This window comes from Elizabethkingia miricola, assembly GCF_001675285.1.
GTDB classification, from domain to species: Bacteria; Bacteroidota; Bacteroidia; order Flavobacteriales; family Weeksellaceae; genus Elizabethkingia; species Elizabethkingia miricola.
On sequence record NZ_LSGQ01000030.1, the window covers coordinates 670,429 to 687,992 of the forward strand.

16 protein-coding genes are annotated in these 17,564 nt (G+C 37.3%); 4 read left to right on the forward strand and 12 right to left on the reverse strand.

The window, feature by feature from the left end:
* Positions 1-2: 2 nt before the first annotated feature.
* Complete coding sequence (gene mutS, locus ATE49_RS17600; RefSeq protein WP_065083131.1) at positions 3-2,591, reverse strand: DNA mismatch repair protein MutS; 2,589 nt, start codon at positions 2,589-2,591, stop codon at positions 3-5.
* A gap of 174 nt (positions 2,592-2,765) precedes the next feature.
* Between mutS and ATE49_RS17605 the strand changes: the two genes are divergently transcribed.
* Together ATE49_RS17605 and ATE49_RS17610 are read left to right on the forward strand one after the other, a co-directional pair.
* Positions 2,766-3,296, forward strand: a complete 531-nt coding sequence (locus ATE49_RS17605; RefSeq protein ID WP_065083132.1) for an RNA methyltransferase — start codon at positions 2,766-2,768, stop codon at positions 3,294-3,296.
* Entirely contained in the window at positions 3,296-3,823 is a 528-nt protein-coding gene (locus ATE49_RS17610) for a GNAT family N-acetyltransferase (RefSeq protein ID WP_065083133.1), read from the forward strand. Before ATE49_RS17605 ends, ATE49_RS17610 begins: the two co-directional genes overlap by 1 nt.
* A 28-nt stretch (positions 3,824-3,851) precedes the next feature.
* Here the strand turns inward: ATE49_RS17610 and ypfJ are convergent, their stop codons facing one another.
* From ypfJ to ATE49_RS17625, 3 genes are all read right to left on the reverse strand, one after another.
* Positions 3,852-4,715: a KPN_02809 family neutral zinc metallopeptidase gene (ypfJ, locus tag ATE49_RS17615; protein ID WP_065083134.1), complete on the reverse strand. Its 864-nt coding sequence runs from the start codon at positions 4,713-4,715 to the stop codon at positions 3,852-3,854.
* 35 nt (positions 4,716-4,750) lie between these two features.
* Complete coding sequence (locus ATE49_RS17620; RefSeq protein ID WP_065083135.1) at positions 4,751-6,832, reverse strand: LTA synthase family protein; 2,082 nt, start codon at positions 6,830-6,832, stop codon at positions 4,751-4,753.
* Between the two features lie 69 nt (positions 6,833-6,901).
* A complete protein-coding gene (locus tag ATE49_RS17625; protein WP_065083136.1) occupies positions 6,902-7,285 on the reverse strand; it encodes a hypothetical protein in 384 nt (127 codons plus the stop codon).
* Positions 7,286-7,329: 44 nt separating this feature from the next.
* Here ATE49_RS17625 and ATE49_RS17630 point away from each other — a divergent pair, with 44 nt between their 5' ends.
* Together ATE49_RS17630 and ATE49_RS17635 are read left to right on the forward strand one after the other, a co-directional pair.
* Complete coding sequence (locus ATE49_RS17630) at positions 7,330-8,802, forward strand: S41 family peptidase (RefSeq protein WP_065083137.1); 1,473 nt, start codon at positions 7,330-7,332, stop codon at positions 8,800-8,802.
* A 32-nt stretch (positions 8,803-8,834) separates the two neighbouring features.
* Entirely contained in the window at positions 8,835-10,403 is a 1,569-nt protein-coding gene (locus ATE49_RS17635; RefSeq protein ID WP_065083138.1) for a S41 family peptidase, read from the forward strand.
* Between the two features lie 43 nt (positions 10,404-10,446).
* Here ATE49_RS17635 and ribH read toward each other — a convergent pair whose 3' ends face one another.
* The 8 genes from ribH to nrfD all read right to left on the reverse strand — a co-directional run bounded on the left by ribH (position 10,447) and on the right by nrfD (position 17,551).
* The gene (gene ribH / locus ATE49_RS17640) at positions 10,447-10,935 is read right to left on the reverse strand and encodes a 6,7-dimethyl-8-ribityllumazine synthase (protein ID WP_065083139.1); all 489 of its coding nucleotides are present in this window, start codon (positions 10,933-10,935) and stop codon (positions 10,447-10,449) included.
* Between the two features lie 3 nt (positions 10,936-10,938).
* Positions 10,939-11,628 carry a YfgM family protein gene (locus ATE49_RS17645; RefSeq protein WP_065083140.1) on the reverse strand — a complete coding sequence of 230 codons (690 nt, stop codon included), beginning with the start codon at positions 11,626-11,628 and terminating at the stop codon, positions 10,939-10,941.
* A 164-nt stretch (positions 11,629-11,792) separates the two neighbouring features.
* A complete protein-coding gene (locus ATE49_RS17650) occupies positions 11,793-12,329 on the reverse strand; it encodes an adenine phosphoribosyltransferase (protein ID WP_065083141.1) in 537 nt (178 codons plus the stop codon).
* Positions 12,330-12,335: 6 nt separating this feature from the next.
* On the reverse strand, positions 12,336-13,538 hold the full coding sequence (locus ATE49_RS17655; RefSeq protein WP_065083142.1) for an NTF2-like N-terminal transpeptidase: 1,203 nt from the start codon (positions 13,536-13,538) through the stop codon (positions 12,336-12,338).
* Between the two features lie 76 nt (positions 13,539-13,614).
* On the reverse strand, positions 13,615-14,937 hold the full coding sequence (locus tag ATE49_RS17660) for a hypothetical protein (protein ID WP_059154458.1): 1,323 nt from the start codon (positions 14,935-14,937) through the stop codon (positions 13,615-13,617).
* Positions 14,938-14,948: 11 nt separating this feature from the next.
* The gene (locus ATE49_RS17665) at positions 14,949-15,653 is read right to left on the reverse strand and encodes a c-type cytochrome (protein ID WP_059154459.1); all 705 of its coding nucleotides are present in this window, start codon (positions 15,651-15,653) and stop codon (positions 14,949-14,951) included.
* Positions 15,646-16,167: a DUF3341 domain-containing protein gene (locus tag ATE49_RS17670; RefSeq protein ID WP_059154460.1), complete on the reverse strand. Its 522-nt coding sequence runs from the start codon at positions 16,165-16,167 to the stop codon at positions 15,646-15,648. Before ATE49_RS17670 ends, ATE49_RS17665 begins: the two co-directional genes overlap by 8 nt.
* Positions 16,154-17,551: an NrfD/PsrC family molybdoenzyme membrane anchor subunit gene (gene nrfD, locus ATE49_RS17675; protein WP_034869924.1), complete on the reverse strand. Its 1,398-nt coding sequence runs from the start codon at positions 17,549-17,551 to the stop codon at positions 16,154-16,156. Before nrfD ends, ATE49_RS17670 begins: the two co-directional genes overlap by 14 nt.
* Positions 17,552-17,564 lie beyond the last annotated feature (13 nt).

Genomic DNA, 17,564 nt, shown 5'->3' on the forward strand with positions numbered 1-17,564 from the left:
CCTTAACTGCCTATCATTTTTTTGATAGAATTCAACTTCATCAGAGCTTCAATAGGAGTAAGAGTATTGATATCGATTTTAGTCAATTCCTCACGAATATTTTCCAGAACAGGATCATCCAGTTGGAAGAAGCTTAATTGCATATTTTCTTCGGTAACTCTTTTTATTTTTTCAGATGAACCGCCTTGTGCTCTGGAATCCTCCAGTGTCTTCAGAATTTCCTCTGCGCGGTGAACAACTTTAGAAGGCATACCTGCAAGCTTTGCTACATGAATACCAAAACTATGCTCACTGCCGCCAGGGATTAGTTTTCTCAGGAATATAATATTTCCTTTATTTTCCTGAATGCTCACGCTAAAGTTTTTAATCCGCTCAAAGTTTACAGTCATTTCGTTTAACTCATGATAATGCGTCGCAAAAAGTGTTTTAGGCTTTGTTGTATGTTGGTGCAGATATTCTGCAATTGCCCATGCAATTGAAACTCCATCGTAGGTACTTGTACCACGTCCAATCTCATCCAGTAATATTAGTGAGCGATCCGAAATGTTATTTAGAATATTGGCAGCCTCATTCATCTCAACCATAAAGGTAGATTCACCAGCTGCAATATTATCTGAAGCTCCTACACGGGTGAATATTTTGTCGAGTAATCCCACTTCGGCATGTTTTGCCGGAACATAACTGCCGATCTGAGCCAAGAGACAGATAATAGCTGTTTGTCTTAATATGGCTGATTTACCGGCCATGTTGGGACCTGTAACCATAATAATCTGTTGTGAGTCCTGATCCAGGTAGATATCATTCGGAATATATTTTTCACCCAAAGGCAAAGACTTTTCTATAATAGGGTGGCGTCCTTCCGATATACTGATTACAAAGCTATCATTAAGAACAGGTTTTGTATACTGCTCCTGTACGGAAAGCTCGGATAAACCTAATGCGCAATCCAGTTGAGCAATTAAAGCAGAATTCTCCTGAATAAGATCTATATATTGTAGTAGATAAGCGCAGGTAGTACGGTATAATTGTGTTTCCAGTAGTGAAATCTTTTCTTCGGCTCCCAGAATCTGGCTTTCATATTCCTTTAATTCTTCGGTGATATAACGTTCCGCATTTACAAGTGTTTGCTTACGGATCCAGTCTTCCGGAACTTTGTCTTTATGAGTATTTCTTACTTCAATAAAGTAGCCGAAAACATTGTTGAAATCTATTTTAAGACTTGAGATACCCGTACGTTCAATCTCACGGTCGCGCATCTCATCCAAAAAGCCTTTACCTTTGGACTGAAGGTTTCTCAGTCGGTCTAATTCTTCGGAAACACCTTCTTTTATTACATTTCCTTTGTTAAGGTATGCAGGAAGTTTCTCATTCAGGTGTTGGTATACATACTGAAGAATTTCATCCAGATCATTTAAAGGATCCAGCCATGCCAGAACATCCGGATGTGGAATCAGTAATTTTTTGATTTCCTGAATGCTTTCCAGAGACTGACGAAGATATCCCAGTTCTTTAGGACTTATTTTTTCGGCCGCCAACTTACCCATTAATCTGTCGAGGTCGGAAATAGTTCTAAGCCTTAAAGAAATTTCATATTTCAGCTGATCTTCTTTGTTCAAGAATTCAACAAGACTTAGTCTGCGGTTAATTTCATTGATATTTTTAAGGGGAAGGATTAGTCTTCTGCGAAGTAATCTTCCGCCCATTGGAGTTGAGGTTTTATCGATGATGTCGAGTAAGCTTTTCCCTTTCTGCTGACTGGAAAATACAATTTCCAGATTGCGAAGGGTGAAAGCATCCATCATCAGATAATCTTCCTGAGGAATAGGCTGTATCTTGGTGATATGGTTCAGAAGACTGTGATGAGTATCTTCTACCAGATAAGCAAAAATACCCCCTGAGGCTACAATTGCCAGTTTTTGATCCTCTATACCAAAACCTTTTAGAGATTTGGTTTTAAAATGTTGTGTAAGCTTCTCGTAAGCATAATCATACTGATATGCCCAATCCTCCAGTTTGAATGTATTTCTGTTTTTTAAAACAACAGGAACTTCGGTACTTCTTTGAAGAATAATCTCACTAGGATCAAAGGTGTTGACAATGTGGAGTAATTTTTCAAGATTACCTTCGCTCACCAGAAATTCACCGGTAGAAATATCCACCAATGCTATTCCGTATTTTTCTTTTTCTTTGTGAAGCGACAGAAGGAAATTATTTCGCTTGGCATTCAGAACCTGATCATTGAACGTAACCCCTGGAGTCACCAGTTCGGTAACCCCTCGTTTTACAATGCCTTTAACCATTTTCGGGTCCTCCAGCTGGTCGCATATAGCAACACGCATTCCGGCACGAACTAACTTCGGTAAGTAGCTGTCCAATGAATGATGTGGGAAGCCGGCCAATTCTATATAAGATGCAGAGCCATTTGCTCTTTTAGTTAAAACAATACCTAATATCTGAGATGTCTTAACTGCGTCCTGTCCAAAAGTTTCATAAAAGTCGCCAACTCTGAACAGTAGAAGAGCATCCGGATATTTTGCCTTTATACTGTTGTATTGTCCCATTAAAGGAGTTTCCTTCTTTTCTTTCGCCATTTTTTATAGGTATAGGTTCCAAATTTAAGGATTAAATTCAGGCTTTGAAAGTTTGTTCTTTGTAAAACTCGTTTCTATATTTTTATGACTTTGTACTTCTGGTATTTTAGATTCCGGAATGTGCCTGTGTACCATAAGCTTTTTTGTAAATTTGTAGCCGAAAAATGAAGTTTCATGGTAGAGAAGTTAAAACTGGAAGAACTCGGCAGAGTAGATATAGAAACCTTTAAACAATCGGAAAAAATTCCGGTGATTGTTCTGTTGGATAGTATCCGTAGTATGAACAATGTAGGAGCAGTATTCAGAACAGCTGATGCCTTTATTATAGAGAAGGTCGTATTATGTGGTATTACGCCGCAGCCACCACACCGCGAGATTCATAAGGCAGCATTAGGAGCTACCGAAAGTGTGGATTGGTATTATGAAAAAGATGTTACCGAAGCTTTACAAAAATTGAAGTCCGAAGGGTATAAAATTTTAGCGATAGAACAGACTACAGGGAGTATAGCTCTGAATGAGCAGGTAATCTCAAAAGACGAGAAGTATGTGGTGATTATGGGAAATGAAGTAGATGGTGTATCGGATGAGGCCTTGGCTTTATGTGACGGCTTTATTGAAATTCCTCAGCTGGGCACAAAGCACTCACTGAATGTAAGCGTATGTGCAGGTATTATCATGTGGGAATTCTTTAAACATCTGAAGTAATGGAATTCCCTGTTTTAGAAACTGAAAGACTTATTCTGCGTCAGCTTACATTAGCGGATGCGGAAGATATGTTTGAATATTTCTCAAAAGATGAGGTTACAGAGTATTATGATCTGTATACTTTTAAAGGGATTGACGAGGCAGAGGTACTAATTCAGGATTTCAACAAAAACTTTGAACATAAAAAAGGAATCCGCTGGGCAATTCAGCTAAAAGATAGTGGTAAGATGATTGGAACCTGTGGTTATCATAACTGGGCTCATGAGCATTTTAAAATAGAGCTGGGGTACGAACTGAACCCTTTATACTGGCGTCAACATTACATGGAAGAAGCGATAGCAGCTATCCTTCCTTATGCTTTTTCAGAAATGAACATCCATAGAGTAGAAGCATTTACGGATCCCGATAATCTTGCTTCAGAGAGGCTGTTGTTGAAACTGAATTTTAAAGAAGAAGGATTGCTTAAAGATTTCTTCTTTGAAAAAGGAAGATTTGTAGATGCAAAAATATTTGGACTGGTGCCATAAAAAAATCCTGCAAGCGCAGGATTTTTATTTATCGTAATAAAGCGTTGAAAGTATCGCCTTGTTTTATATCGCCGGTATTGTAACCTTTCATAAACCATTCGACACGTTGTGCAGATGATCCATGTGTAAAGCTTTCCTGATTCACATATCCTGAAGATCTCTTCTGAATATTGTCATCTCCAACAGCCTGTGCTGCACTTACTGCTGATTCTATATCTCCTGGCTCCAGTATTCCTCCCTGAACGCGTTCGTTGTTCTTTTTAGCCCATAAACCAGCATAAAAATCGGCTTGTAACTCTACAGCTACAGATACACGGTTCATCTCTGCTTCCGAGTAACGGCCACTTCTTCTTAGCTGATCTACCTTCTGTGTTGTACCTAATAAAGTCTGTACGTGATGCCCTATCTCGTGTCCTAAAACATAAGCAACTGTAAATTCACTTACCTTGGCTCCGTATCGGGATTGTAATTCATTAAAGAAGCTCATATCTATATATACAGATTGATCTGCCGGACAGTAAAAAGGTCCCATGGCAGATTGAGCAGGACCACATCCGGAATTTGTACTGTTACTGAACATGATAATTTTGGGAGCAACATATTTCATTCCGTTTTCCTGGAAGATTTGTGTCCATGTCTTAGTATTCCATGCATCCAGCATGCTTACCAGTTCGTAGAGCTGTTTATCCTGTTCACTGGATGGCTGGCGTTGTTCTGTACGTACAGGAGTTGCAGAGCCTCCGGAATTAAGTATAGCAGAAGGATCTCCGCCCAGGAAGAATATAATAGCGGCAATGATCAGAGTGCCTAAGCCACCGCCAACCATCATTCCGCCACCACCCATACCGCGGCGGTCTTCTACATTTCCTCCTCTTTCGTCAGTCCATTTCATTTTTTATTGTTTTTTGTGATGTTAAAAGTACAAAATTATCTGTTCAGTTTATTTTCCTTCAGCCATTTGGAAACCGTTTCATAAGTAGCAATCGTTTCATCTACAAATGGTTGCTTTGGCTGTTTTACCGGTATTTCCTCATAATAAATATTAAACTCGGGCGGCAGGTCTGAAGGTTTTTGTTGTAACTGGTATTGTTTTACTTTTCTGGTTGGAGAGATAATGGTTAAATAATTATCCTTTATGTAGCCCAGATCCTGATAAGTTGCTACATAAGCTCTCGGTATATAAGCCGGTTTCAGAACATCCTGTCCCAGGAATTTTGAAGTATAATTGAAATTTAAAAGCCCAAATACAGTTGGCATTAAATCGATTTGTGACATTAGTTTACCAAATTGCTGAGGTTGTACAGATCCATCCGGAACGTAAACCATAGCAGGAATACGGTATTTATCCATTGGAAGCTCTGTTTTACCTGCACTGGATGCACAGTGATCGGCGACAATAACAAAGACTGTATTGTTATACCAGGATTGCTTTTTAGCCATCTCGAAAAACTTTCGGAGAGAGTAATCGGTATATTTAACACCTCCATCACGGGATTTTGCTGTTCCCGGAATATCAATTCTACCATCAGGATAGGTAAACGGACGGTGATTACTTACTGTCATCCAGTGATTAAAGAAAGGTTTTCCTGTCTGGGCTTCCTGATTCATTACCTGAATAGCTTTCTTAGCCATATCTTCATCTGCAACACCCCAAACATTGGCAAAGCTTATTTCTTCTGGTTTAAAGTTGTTTCTGTCGACAATATCATAGCCATTTCCTTTGAAGAAATCTTCCATATTATCGAAATAGCTATAGCCACCATATAGGAATTTCACATTGTAGCCTTTGGATTTGAAAAGGCTTCCCGTGGAAAATTTATTTTTATTATTTTCTCTTTTTACAATACTTTCTCCGGCAGTTGGAGGAATGTTCAGTGTAAGTGCCTCTAACCCGCGAACTGTTCTGTTACCTGTAGCGTAGAGATTGGTAAACATTAAACTTTTGTTAGCCAGACTATCCAGGAAAGGGGTGATCTTATCCTTATTTCCGTAATGCTGCATAAAATCTGCTGAAAGACTTTCTATGGAAATCAAAACCACATTCTTATGCTGTTCTGTAGAATCACTATTAATAGGCCTTGGCATAGTTGGCGGAACAAACTGTGACAGGTATAGTTTTTCCGCTTTATTTTCGGCCAATGTCGGATAGAATTTAAAGTAATCCAGTTCACTATGCGTAAATGCATAATAGAATTTATATAATCCGTTAGACTGAATCTCTTCGGCAAAATTATTGTCGTCTCTTATTTTCTGAAATGGCGCTATTAAAAAATAACAACCTGTTGCCAATACCAGATAAGAGAATAATAGAACAAGTTTTTGTTTAAAAGAGGGAAGTTCAACAAGGTTATCTTTTGTCTTTTTATAAAAAAACCAGCTAATAATAAGAGTTACGGCAATAATTACTGAGAATAGCGGAACAATAGGGTAGGATTCCATAATGTTACCAATTACTTCATTGGTGTAGATAAGATAGTCTACAGCAATAAAGTTATAGCGTACCCCGAACTCATTCCAAAAGAAATATTCACTAACTGCATTGAAAATAATAAGCAATACATATAGGAAAATTGTAAAGAAATACAGAATATTTCTGATCGCAAATCTCTTTCTGGGAAGGAAAAGCATTAAGGCAAATAATAGTGTCTTGATACCTAAAAAAGCCAATACAATCTCCGAGACAGAACCCCCATACTGCTTAAAAATATTGTTGGGATAAAAAGCCACATATAATATTGCCAGAACAAAAATGGCAAGAATTATCTTTCCCCAGGGTTTGTCGTATTTAGCATTTGAAAGGAAAAGCGTATAAAGAACGAATAGCGAGCTGGCGAGGACAAATATAAAAAAGTCATTAACCAAACCTATAGACAACACTTTAGTACATTCCCAAATACTAAAATTACTCGTTGTAATAGGATGGAAAATAAAAACGAATCTTAAAATAAAAGACACCAGAATATACAATGCCCCAAGACAGAAAAATGGCTGTAACCTTTTTAGATACATGAAATAGTTTTATATCCCAAAATTAGACAAAAAAAGGAACATTTTGAATGTTCCTCGCAGATATACTGCTTATTTTAATGTAAATTTCACGGGTTTGAAATATTCTGTATAATTTACTTTGTAAATAACACCATTTTCCTGTGATGTTCCCTGTGGTCTGTAACCATGTATTTTTCTGGTTTCGGCAATGACATTAATGTGGTAAGTATTGTCTTTTTTATCGGATTGATTTATTTCTTTTCTGATTCGGTTAATCACCACGGCAACAGGTTCCGCTCCGTTACCGGTAACATCGAAACTAACATTGTAACCTCTTTCTCCACTAATGTCGTACATTTTATAAGTTGCATTTTTTACTTCTTTAGTATCATTAGCAACATTATTCTTACAAGATTCACAAATGAAAAGTAAAGCGCCTAAAAAAAATAAGCTGTATATTAATCTCTTTTTCATACTTTTAATTTTGGATTTAAGATAAACAAATCTACCTGAAAAATATGAAATTTATAAATAAATTATTGTTTGTTTCTGTTACCGGAGCTATGCTGCTTACTTCATGTAACCGAAATAATCCGGATCCTGTTGAACCTGAAAAGGCAAAAGAGGAGAATGATTTTGTTTGGAGAGGGCTTAATTCCTGGTATTATTGGCAGGAAAAAGTTCCAGAACTTGCCGACAGTTTTAAAAATTCAGCACAATATGTGAGTACCATCAATAGTAAAACCCCAGATGCTTTATTTTATAGTCTTCTTTACCAATATACTATAGTGGACAGGAATTCATGGATTATATCGGATATAGACAAACAGTTGGCAAATTCTAATGGAGTATCTAAAAGTAACGGAATGGATTTTACAATTTATGCTAAAGTTCCGAACGGAGATACAAAAGTGGGTATTGTGAATTATGTTGTTCCAAATTCTCCAGCTTATACAGCAGGAATTAAAAGGGGAGATGTTATTACAAGAGTTAACGGAGCTACTCTTAATAATTTTAATTACGGTCAGCTATTAAGCGATAGTTTTAGTGTTACTTTTGCGCAGAGTGCTAGTGGAGATCCTAGCTCTGGTGTAATAACAACTACCGGTGAAAAGCCTGCAATTACACTTACAGCTGTGGATAATCTTGTAGAGCATGCTGTTGCTGCTCAACAGGTTTTTACTGAAGGAAATAAAAAGATTGGTTATTTAGTTTATAATGCCTTTCAAAGTAGTGATAGTGAGCTTGTTACAGTATTTGGGGATTTAAAAGGCCAGGGAGTTACAGATCTTATTTTGGACTTACGATATAACGGTGGTGGTTTTGTAAATACAGCAGCGGTACTTGGTGGTTTAATAACAGGACAGTTTTCACAATCTCCTCCTTTTGTATTTTTGGATTTTAATAAAAAGCAGGCTGCACAATGGAATGAAATAAAGCCACTAAGTTCTTATGGAAATAGTCTGAATCTGACAAATGTTTATGTCCTGACAAGCAGAGGAACAGCATCGGCAAGTGAATTGACAATAGACTGTCTGCGTCGTTATATTAGTGTAATTACAGTAGGTGAGGAAACCTATGGTAAATTTGTAGGGTCTAATACGATTTATGATTCGCCATCAATGTATTCTGAGGTAGGTAGAAACTTGTCTCATAACTGGGCATTACAGCCTATTACATTTGCATATTATAATAAGGATCGCGTTGCTCCTGTTTTAGGTCCTGGGGGAGGGTTACCGGCCCGATATCCGGTGCAACCTGCAGAATATTTCGGACAACTTAAAGAATTCGGAGACAGATCAGATGTCGCCCTAGACAGGGCCATAAAATTAATTACAGGAGAGCTCCAGCTACCTTCAGGCAGTGCAGTTGCTTCTACAAGAAGCCGTGGAGCTTACTCTCTTGCTTCCGGAGCTGATTCTTTTGTTGCCAGTAAAAGAACAATGACTCCTTTTGGTACTGATGTATATACCATACCTAAGCATAAATAATATTACTAAACACGAATTATAACTTATTCTATATGAAAAATTTAAATAAACTATCCTTAGTCTCTCTAATAGGGTTATTATCCTTCACATCCTGTTCCAGAGATACTATTACAACCGATAATAATACAAATGGAGGTGGTACTACTGTGAGTGTAAAAGCTGAGAATGATTTTGTCTGGAAAGGATTAAATTCATGGTATTACTGGCAGAAAAATGTTCCTGTTCTCGCTGATAACTTTAAAAATTCTACTGAGTATGCAAGTACTTTAAATGCAAAAACTCCGGATGCACTATTTTATAGTTTTTTATACCAATATAAAGTAGTAGATCGTTTTTCTTGGATTGAACAGAACGGAGTAATCCAAAGATCTGCAAGTATAAGAGCGGCTATTACTAAAACTACTGGTTTAGAATTTAATGCATGGTTAAAAAAACCTAATGATCAAAATCTTATAGGTATTGTTAATTATGTTGTTCCTGGTTCTTCGGCAGACCGAGAAGGTGTAAAGAGAGGAGATGCAATTCTGGAAGTTAACGGATCTCCACTTACGGTAAATAACTACAGTGGCCTGTTTGCTGATTCATTTAGTGTTACTGTACAAAAAGTTAAAGGTTTGGATAGCAATTCAGATCCAATAGCTGATGGAGATAAAAGAAAAGTTAATCTAACTTCGAGTGAAATAAACGACAATCCAGTAGCTTTTGATACTGTAATTAATTCTGGAGGGAAAAGGATTGGTTATTTAGTATATAACGCATTTAAATCCGATTTTAACGGTGAGTTGAATGATGCCATTGGAAGAATGAAACAGGCTAATATTACAGACTTAGTATTAGATTTAAGATATAATGGAGGAGGCTCTGTAGAAACTGCTGTGGCTCTTGGGACAATGATTACGGGGAAAGTAGGTCAGCCTTACGTTATTGAACAGTATAATGATAAGCACACAAAATATAGTGGACCGGAGCTTATGAAAAGTCAAGTACCTCTTTATAGTAAAACAGATTCTAGAGTTCAAATTAATCCGGGAGTTGACATTAATACACTAGGGAATCTTAATAAAATCTGCATCCTTACAACTGGAGGAACTGCATCTGCCAGTGAATTAACTATTGATGCACTAAGACCTTATATGGAAGGGAAGGTTATTACTATTGGTGAGACTACTTACGGAAAGTTTGTTGGCTCTATTACATTATATGATTCACCAAGTACAGATTATATAAACCGTAATGCTAGTGATCTTAATAAATCACATAATTGGACTATGCAGCCAATTGTTTTTGCTTACTGGAATTCCAGGAATGATGCCCATCCTGCAATTACCGAAACTAATAAAAATGGGGGTTTTGTTCCCAATATAAGAACCGCTCCGATAGAATATTTTGGAAATCTTAAAGAGTTTGGTAATACTTCTGATCCGGACTTAGCCAAAGCTATAGAACAAATTACCGGAATAAGTACAAAAGCGCAGCTATCTGCTTCAATAAAAAATAATAGTGTTTCTTCTTTTTCAGATTTAACCTTTTTTGGAAGCAGAAAGACACACACACCTTATGCTACAGATGCATATATAGACAATCCAAAAGTAAAAAAATAAAAAGGAGCCGAAAGGCTCCTTTTTATTTTTATAGAGGCTGAGATTATTTACCCAGGTTCTTTTTGAATTCAACCATTTCCATTGCTGTAACGGCAGCTTCAATACCTTTATTTCCTAATGCACCGCCACTTCTGGCAATAGACTGCTCTTTGTTATCATCTGTCAATAAACAAAAGATAGCGGGTGTATCTGTCATTAAATTGATATTGGTGATACCTTGGGTCACTCCGGAGCATACGTAGTCAAAATGAGCCGTTTCTCCACGGATTACGCACCCAATAGCAATGACTGCATCATACTTCCCGGTTTTTGCAAGCTGCATAGAAGCATAGCTTAGCTCAAAAGCACCCGGAACAGGAAATACATGGATGTTATTTTCTTTTAGACCTTCCTTTTTCAGAGTTTCAATTGCTCCGTCACGAAGGTTATGAGTTACAAAATCATTCCACTCAGAAAAAACAATGCCGATAATCATTTCATCGGCATTTGTTATATGGAGTGGCTTATAAGCTGAAAGATCAGTTGTTGCCATTTTTTAATAATATTTTACCATTTCAATATAAGCATCAGATGCTCCATTGTCATAATCTTTATATTTTTCTTCAATTGAAGAGAAGTATTTTTTAGCAGCATCGTTCTTTTTTAAAGATAAAGAAAGAAGACCAGCTTTTCTTGTAAAGTAGTATGATGTGTAGTCATCATCTGAAGCACTTACTGCTTTTTCAAACTGAGAAATAGCATCGTCGCCTTTGTTAAGGTTAGCTAGACAATCTCCCATTACACCATATTTAAGAGCCATAAGAATTTTGTTGGAAGAGCTGAAATTATCCATCATATCATATGCTTTCTGGAAATTCCCTTTTTTAAATTCTAAAACTGCAGCATTGTAAGCAGCAAGCTTACCTACTTTAGTTCCGGAATATTCGTTATAAGTTCCAATAAATCCAGGATTAGCAGCAGACTTTCCACCAAGGGCTACGTCTTCTTTTCCTTGGCTTAGATTTTTTTGTGCAGCAAGGAATTCAGTTGTTGCCTCTTCATTTTTCGGACCTAATACAAATTGGTCATAAGCAAAGTAACCTAAGATACCAAGAAGGATAACACCTAGTGCAATCCCAATTTGCTTTGAGTATCTTTCAATGAATTTTTCAGAATTCAGATTTCTTTTGTCCAAATCTTCGAAAAACTCTACAGTTTCTTTTCCGCTGTTATTATTTTTAGTCATTTTCTGATTTTAATGAATTGCAAATTTAATGTTTCTCTGTTGATATACAAATAATTCATTTGAGATTTAAAACCTTAAGTTAGAAATTCTTTTATGATACTTTATATTTTATCAGGAAGCACTTTTTAAAGCTTCTAATTTTGTTATTAGTACTTTATATTTGGCTAGTATGAAAGGATTTTATAAACTTCAGCATTGAACGGGTGAAGTTTTTCTTCCCCATTTAGAAAATCCAGCCCAATTAAGAAACTGAACTGAGAAACTACTGCCCCTTGTTTTTCTACAAGCTTTGCTGCTGCTTCAGTCGTACCACCTGTGGCAAGCAGATCATCATGGATAAGAACCCGTTGCCCGGCTTTTAGCTGATCAGCTTTCATTTCTATTTCAGAAGAACCATATTCCAGATCATATTTTTGAGAAATAAAAGGTGGAGGTAATTTTCCTTTTTTCCGGATCAGAATAAAAGGAACTTCCAGTTTTACAGCCAAAGCAATTCCGAATAAAAAACCACGACTTTCAATTCCGCATACAACATCTACTTTCCCACGACTGAAATTAGCTAAATCATCGATTACCTCCTCATAGAGTTTTGGATTTAGAAATACAGGTGTAATATCCTTGAACTGTATTCCCGGTTTCGGGAAGTCTGGAATATTTTCAATTGTTGCTTCTAGCTTTTGGATTAAGCTTTCAGATGCCATATTATATTATTTTGCAGAATTTATTTTATAACCAGTAATCTTCCAACCGTCGGCTGATGCTTTCAGTGTGTAAGTCACATTCAGATCTGTATTTTTACCAGCATTGTCTGTTACAGTATAGTTGGCATTTACAGTTGCCTGATCAGCTGTTTTGTTAGCTGTATTTACAGATTTTACACTGATAGATTTTATAGCTCCAAAACCAGAATTTGCATTTGAGAAAGATTCATAAGATCCCCAGCTTGGGTTATTAGACATTTCGTAAGCAGCTTTTAGATTTTTTGCCCCGATGCTTCCGATAAATTTGGAAACTGATGCTTTTGGATCAGCCAATGGTTTCGGAGTCTCTACTGGAGCAACAGGAGGAGTTGTAGTTCCGTCAGGATTGGTTGCTGGAGTTGTAGTTCCGTCAGGATTTGTAATCGTACCATCAGGATTGGTTACAGGTTCTGTTGGTTCGGTAATTACAGGTTTATTCAGAGCGTTAGGATTAAGAGAGATTCCTGTCTTAGTCATCTGCAATGTTTTCTTAGCCGTTTTTACACTTACTTTTACATCAATGGTGTTATCCATTATTCTGTCGAAAGGCAAAGAGCTTAGCTTTAGATAAAAACCTTTGAAGTTATTATTAACCATCAAATTTTTGGAGGTTGATATTTTGGTACCGCCACTTGATACTTCCAGTACTGTTTCTAATGCAGCATTACTAAATTCTATTTTATTCCCTTGTGCATCTACTAAGCGAGGAATAATCATCAAGGCTTTAGGTCCCGAAATTGAATCTACGCTTGCTGGTTGTACAGAAAGGCTGATAGCAGAAGCCTGAATATCATTCGGGTCTACCTCTGTAGGTTTGCTTTCTTCGAAGATATTCATTTCACCTAGTGAAGGAGGAGCAGTACTTGCCCATTCAATTCCCTGCTTTTGTGCAATACTATCTGCTAATGCAAGAATTTCGGCAACATTCTTCCCGTTAAGTAGTTTTGCTGTCGCATTCATCTGATCGATATCTCCCTCTGTATTGGTTCCGAATTTCTTGATGATGTATAACGCCTCATTAAACTTTATCTGTTTAATGGTAGTTAGGGAAGAGGCCATATCATTTACACTACTCTGAAATGATTTTAGCGACTCACCGTCAACTTTGTCTTTCTTACAACTTACAAGAAATAAAAACGACATTAAGAAAAGATATTTAAGGTATCTCATAATATAAGTTTAGTTTGTGCAAAATTAAAAAAAAATCCCGTCGTTGGACGGGATTAAATTTGTATTGATCAAAATTTTAGAATGGATATTCATAAATTTCAGATTCTTTTAAGAATGGGTTACCTGTAGGTATTAGTTTCAACTTAGAAAGAGCTGACATTACGGCGAAGATAAACAGACCGATAATGAATAAAGTTGCTCCGATTTCCAGTAAACCAATATTCCAGAAAGGACCTACTGTACCAGGCATTACAATGTTGAAATAATCTAACCAGTGTCCACAGATTACAACAACTGCCATAGTACTAACTACTTTGTAGTTTCTCTTAATGCTGCTACTTACTAATACCAATAATGGTAATAAGAAGTTAGGAATCAACATTGGAAGGAAAGTCCAACGGTAGTATTCAAATCTTCCGTAGAAGTAGTTAACTTCTTCCGGTACGTTAGCATACCAGTAAAGCATGAACTGTGCAAACCAAAGGTAAGTCCAAAGCATACTTGTTGCAAATAAGAATACACCAAGATCATGCAAGTGATTATCATTGAACTGAGGCAATACCCCTTTTTTCTTTAGATAAACACAGATAAGGATAATAATACCTATTGCAGTAGACAGGCAGCTTACCATTGTATACCAGATATAAAGAGTAGAGTACCAGTGAGGGTCAATAGACATCATCCAGTCCCAAGCCCAAGCTGCAGAAGCGAAACCAAAGAATGCAATGTAACCAACACTCCAGTTATAGTACTGTTGATATACTGCTCTTGACTTAGTTTCGTCTACTTTTTTGGACATTGCCTTTAATTTCCATACAAAGAAACTAGCTCCGATAACGAAGATAAGAGTTCTTGCAATATAGAAAGGAATGTTCAGGTATTTACTTTTTTCATATAAGATTACATCAAAGTGCTCAGACTTTGGATCTACAAGACTTCCGTCCATCCAGTGGTAAAGGTGACTTAGTCCAATCGTATTTGAAAGTACAATAATCAGCATTAATACACCACCATAAGGAATGAAGGATGCTACTGCTTCCATAACTCTCAGGATAATGATAGGCCATCCTGCATGAGCTGCATTTTGTACACAATAGAAGAATAATGCTGCACAGGCAATACCAAAGGCAAATACAGATACCTGTAATAATGCTGCCATTGGCTCATTATGAACCTGATGTAAAGCAGTTTCTATATGGTCATTATGCGTTTTGTCGTGCTCCTGCATAGAGTTGGACTTTGGTCCGTGCTCCAGATCAACGTGCTTAGCAGCAACCATTTGTTCTACTTTAGCTTCATCGATGCTGTGATTTACAGCGTAGCCAATACCAAACAGAACAAGTCCCACAACAATTAAAATAATGGAATACAGTCTTAATTTAGGTGAAAAACTATACATCTTTTTTCTTTTTATTTTTTAGTATTAGCATTATCAGCCGGAGCATCTTTAGCCGCAGCATCTTTATTTTCAGCTGCTGCCGGAGCTGCAGCTTGTTTTTTAAATTCGTTCATAACGTACATTGCCACTCTCCATCTGTCACCAGCATTTAACTGACCAGCGTAAGATCCCATGTTGTTACGTCCGTTCTCCAATACATAATGTACAGAACCTACAGTGATTTCTCTATCTGCATAGTTAGGAACACCACTATAAGCACCAGATTCTACGATAGGACCTTTACCATCACCACCTGTACCATGACAAGCAGCACATGTATGATCAAATAATTTCTTTCCTCTTTCTAAATCCTTCTCTTTATTAGCCGGATTTAAAGGAGAAGAAGTTATTTTTTTAGACTCATCGTATAGTCTGTTATAATCTTCTGTATTTTTTGGAGCTTCAGATGGTAATACACCATCTTTATTCTGAGCAACACTTCCTTCTACAGGAGATAAACCTGTCTGTCCGTTTCTTGAAGCAAATGCCGGAATTTCGTTCTCGTGATCTGAATAAGGATCCTGAGCTTTCATTAACGGGTCATATGCTACCGGAAAATACATGTCCGGGAAGTATACTAAAGGCGGTTCAGTTTTGTCCCCGCAAGAATTTAAGGTAATTACTCCAACGCTAAGGATACCTGCTATTTTTAAAAAATTCTTTTTCATGTTAGGCATCTTTAATAGTTATTTCTTCAACTCCTGTATCCACAAGCAATTGCTTGATAGTATCCACATCATCAGATACAAATTCAATTAAGAATTTATCATCTGTAGTTCTTGGATCCGGATTCTGAGGCTTAGCGCCAGGATACATTTTATTTCTTACTAAGTAAGTTAGTGACATTAAGTGCGCAGCACAGAAAACCATTAACTCGAACATTGGTACTACGAAAGCCGGCATGTTGTGTGCCCAGTCGAAGTTTGGTTTACCACCAATAACCTGAGGCCAGTCGTGGTTCATCATGTACCATGTTGTCAATGCTCCGATACTTACACCATAACAAGCATAGATAAATGCAGCATCTGAAATTCTGGTTTTTTTCAACCCTAAAGCTTTATCTAACCCGTGAACTGGGAATGGAGTATAAACTTCAGCAATTTCAATTCCTTTATCTCTGAACAATTTAACACCGTGCATTAAATCGTCATCGTCGCCATAAAGGCCGTATATTCTTTTAGTGGTGCTCATCTCCTTCTTTTGCTTTATAAGTTTCACCAGAAATTTTCAAAATCGTTTTCAATTCCGCCTGTGCAATTACAGGGAATGTTCTTGCATATAAAAGGAATAATACAGAGAAGAATCCGATAGTTCCTAAATATACACCCACGTCTATAATAGTTGGCTTAAACATTGTCCATGAAGATGGTAAGTAGTCTCTTGAAAGGTTGATAACGATGATATCAAAACGCTCAAACCACATACCGATGTTGATGATTAATGCTACTATAAATGTCCAGATAATATTAGTTCTTAATTTCTTAAACCAGAATGATGCAGGGATAACAAGGTTACAGATAATTAACGCCCAGAATGCCCACCAGTAAGGACCGGTTGCTGCTCCTGGAGATAAATAGGTAAAGTCCTCGAATCTTGAGCCTGAGTACCATCCGATGAAATATTCAGTTGCATAAGCTACAGTTACCATACCACCCGTTACAATGATTACGATGTTCATAATCTCGATGTGGTACATTGTAATATATTGCTCCAAGTGACATACTTTTCTTGCAACTAAAAGAAGGGTCTGTACCATTGCGAATCCTGAGAAGATCGCACCCGCAACGAAGTACGGAGGGTAGATGGTAGAGTGCCATCCTTTGATTACTGAAGTGGCGAAGTCAAAGGATACCGTGGTGTGTACCGAGAATACAAGTGGCGTTGCCAAACCTGCAAGAACTAATGAAAGCTCTTCAAATCTTTGCCAGTGCTTTGCTTTACCTCCCCAACCAAAAGCAAGGATAGTGTAAATCTTTTTAGTGAATGGAGTCTTCGCTCTGTCACGGATCATTGCAAAGTCAGGAATAAGTCCCATGAACCAGAATACTACTGATACTGAGAAATAAGTTGAGATTGCAAATACGTCCCAAAGTAGAGGCGAGTTAAAGTTTGGCCAAAGAGATCCAAACTGGTTTGGTAATGGGAACACCCAGTATCCAACCCAAACACGACCCATGTGAATTACCGGGAATAACGCTGCCTGAACAACGGCAAAAATTGTCATTGCCTCTGCAGAACGGTTAACCGACATTCTCCATCTTTGTCTAAATAATAATAGTACGGCAGAGATCAATGTACCGGCGTGACCAATACCTACCCACCATACGAAGTTGGTAATATCCCAACCCCAGTTGATAGTCCTGTTTAACCCCCATGCACCAATACCTGTACCAATTGTATAAGCTATACATCCAACTCCGTAGATAAATAGTACAAGTGCTGCATAAAGTGAGTACCACCATAATTTTCCGGCTCTTTCCTCGATTGGACGAGCAATATCTTCCGTAATATCATGGTAAGTCTTGTGACCAATAATAAGCGGTTCCCTAATCGGGGCTTCGTAATGTCCTGACATTTGTTACTTTATT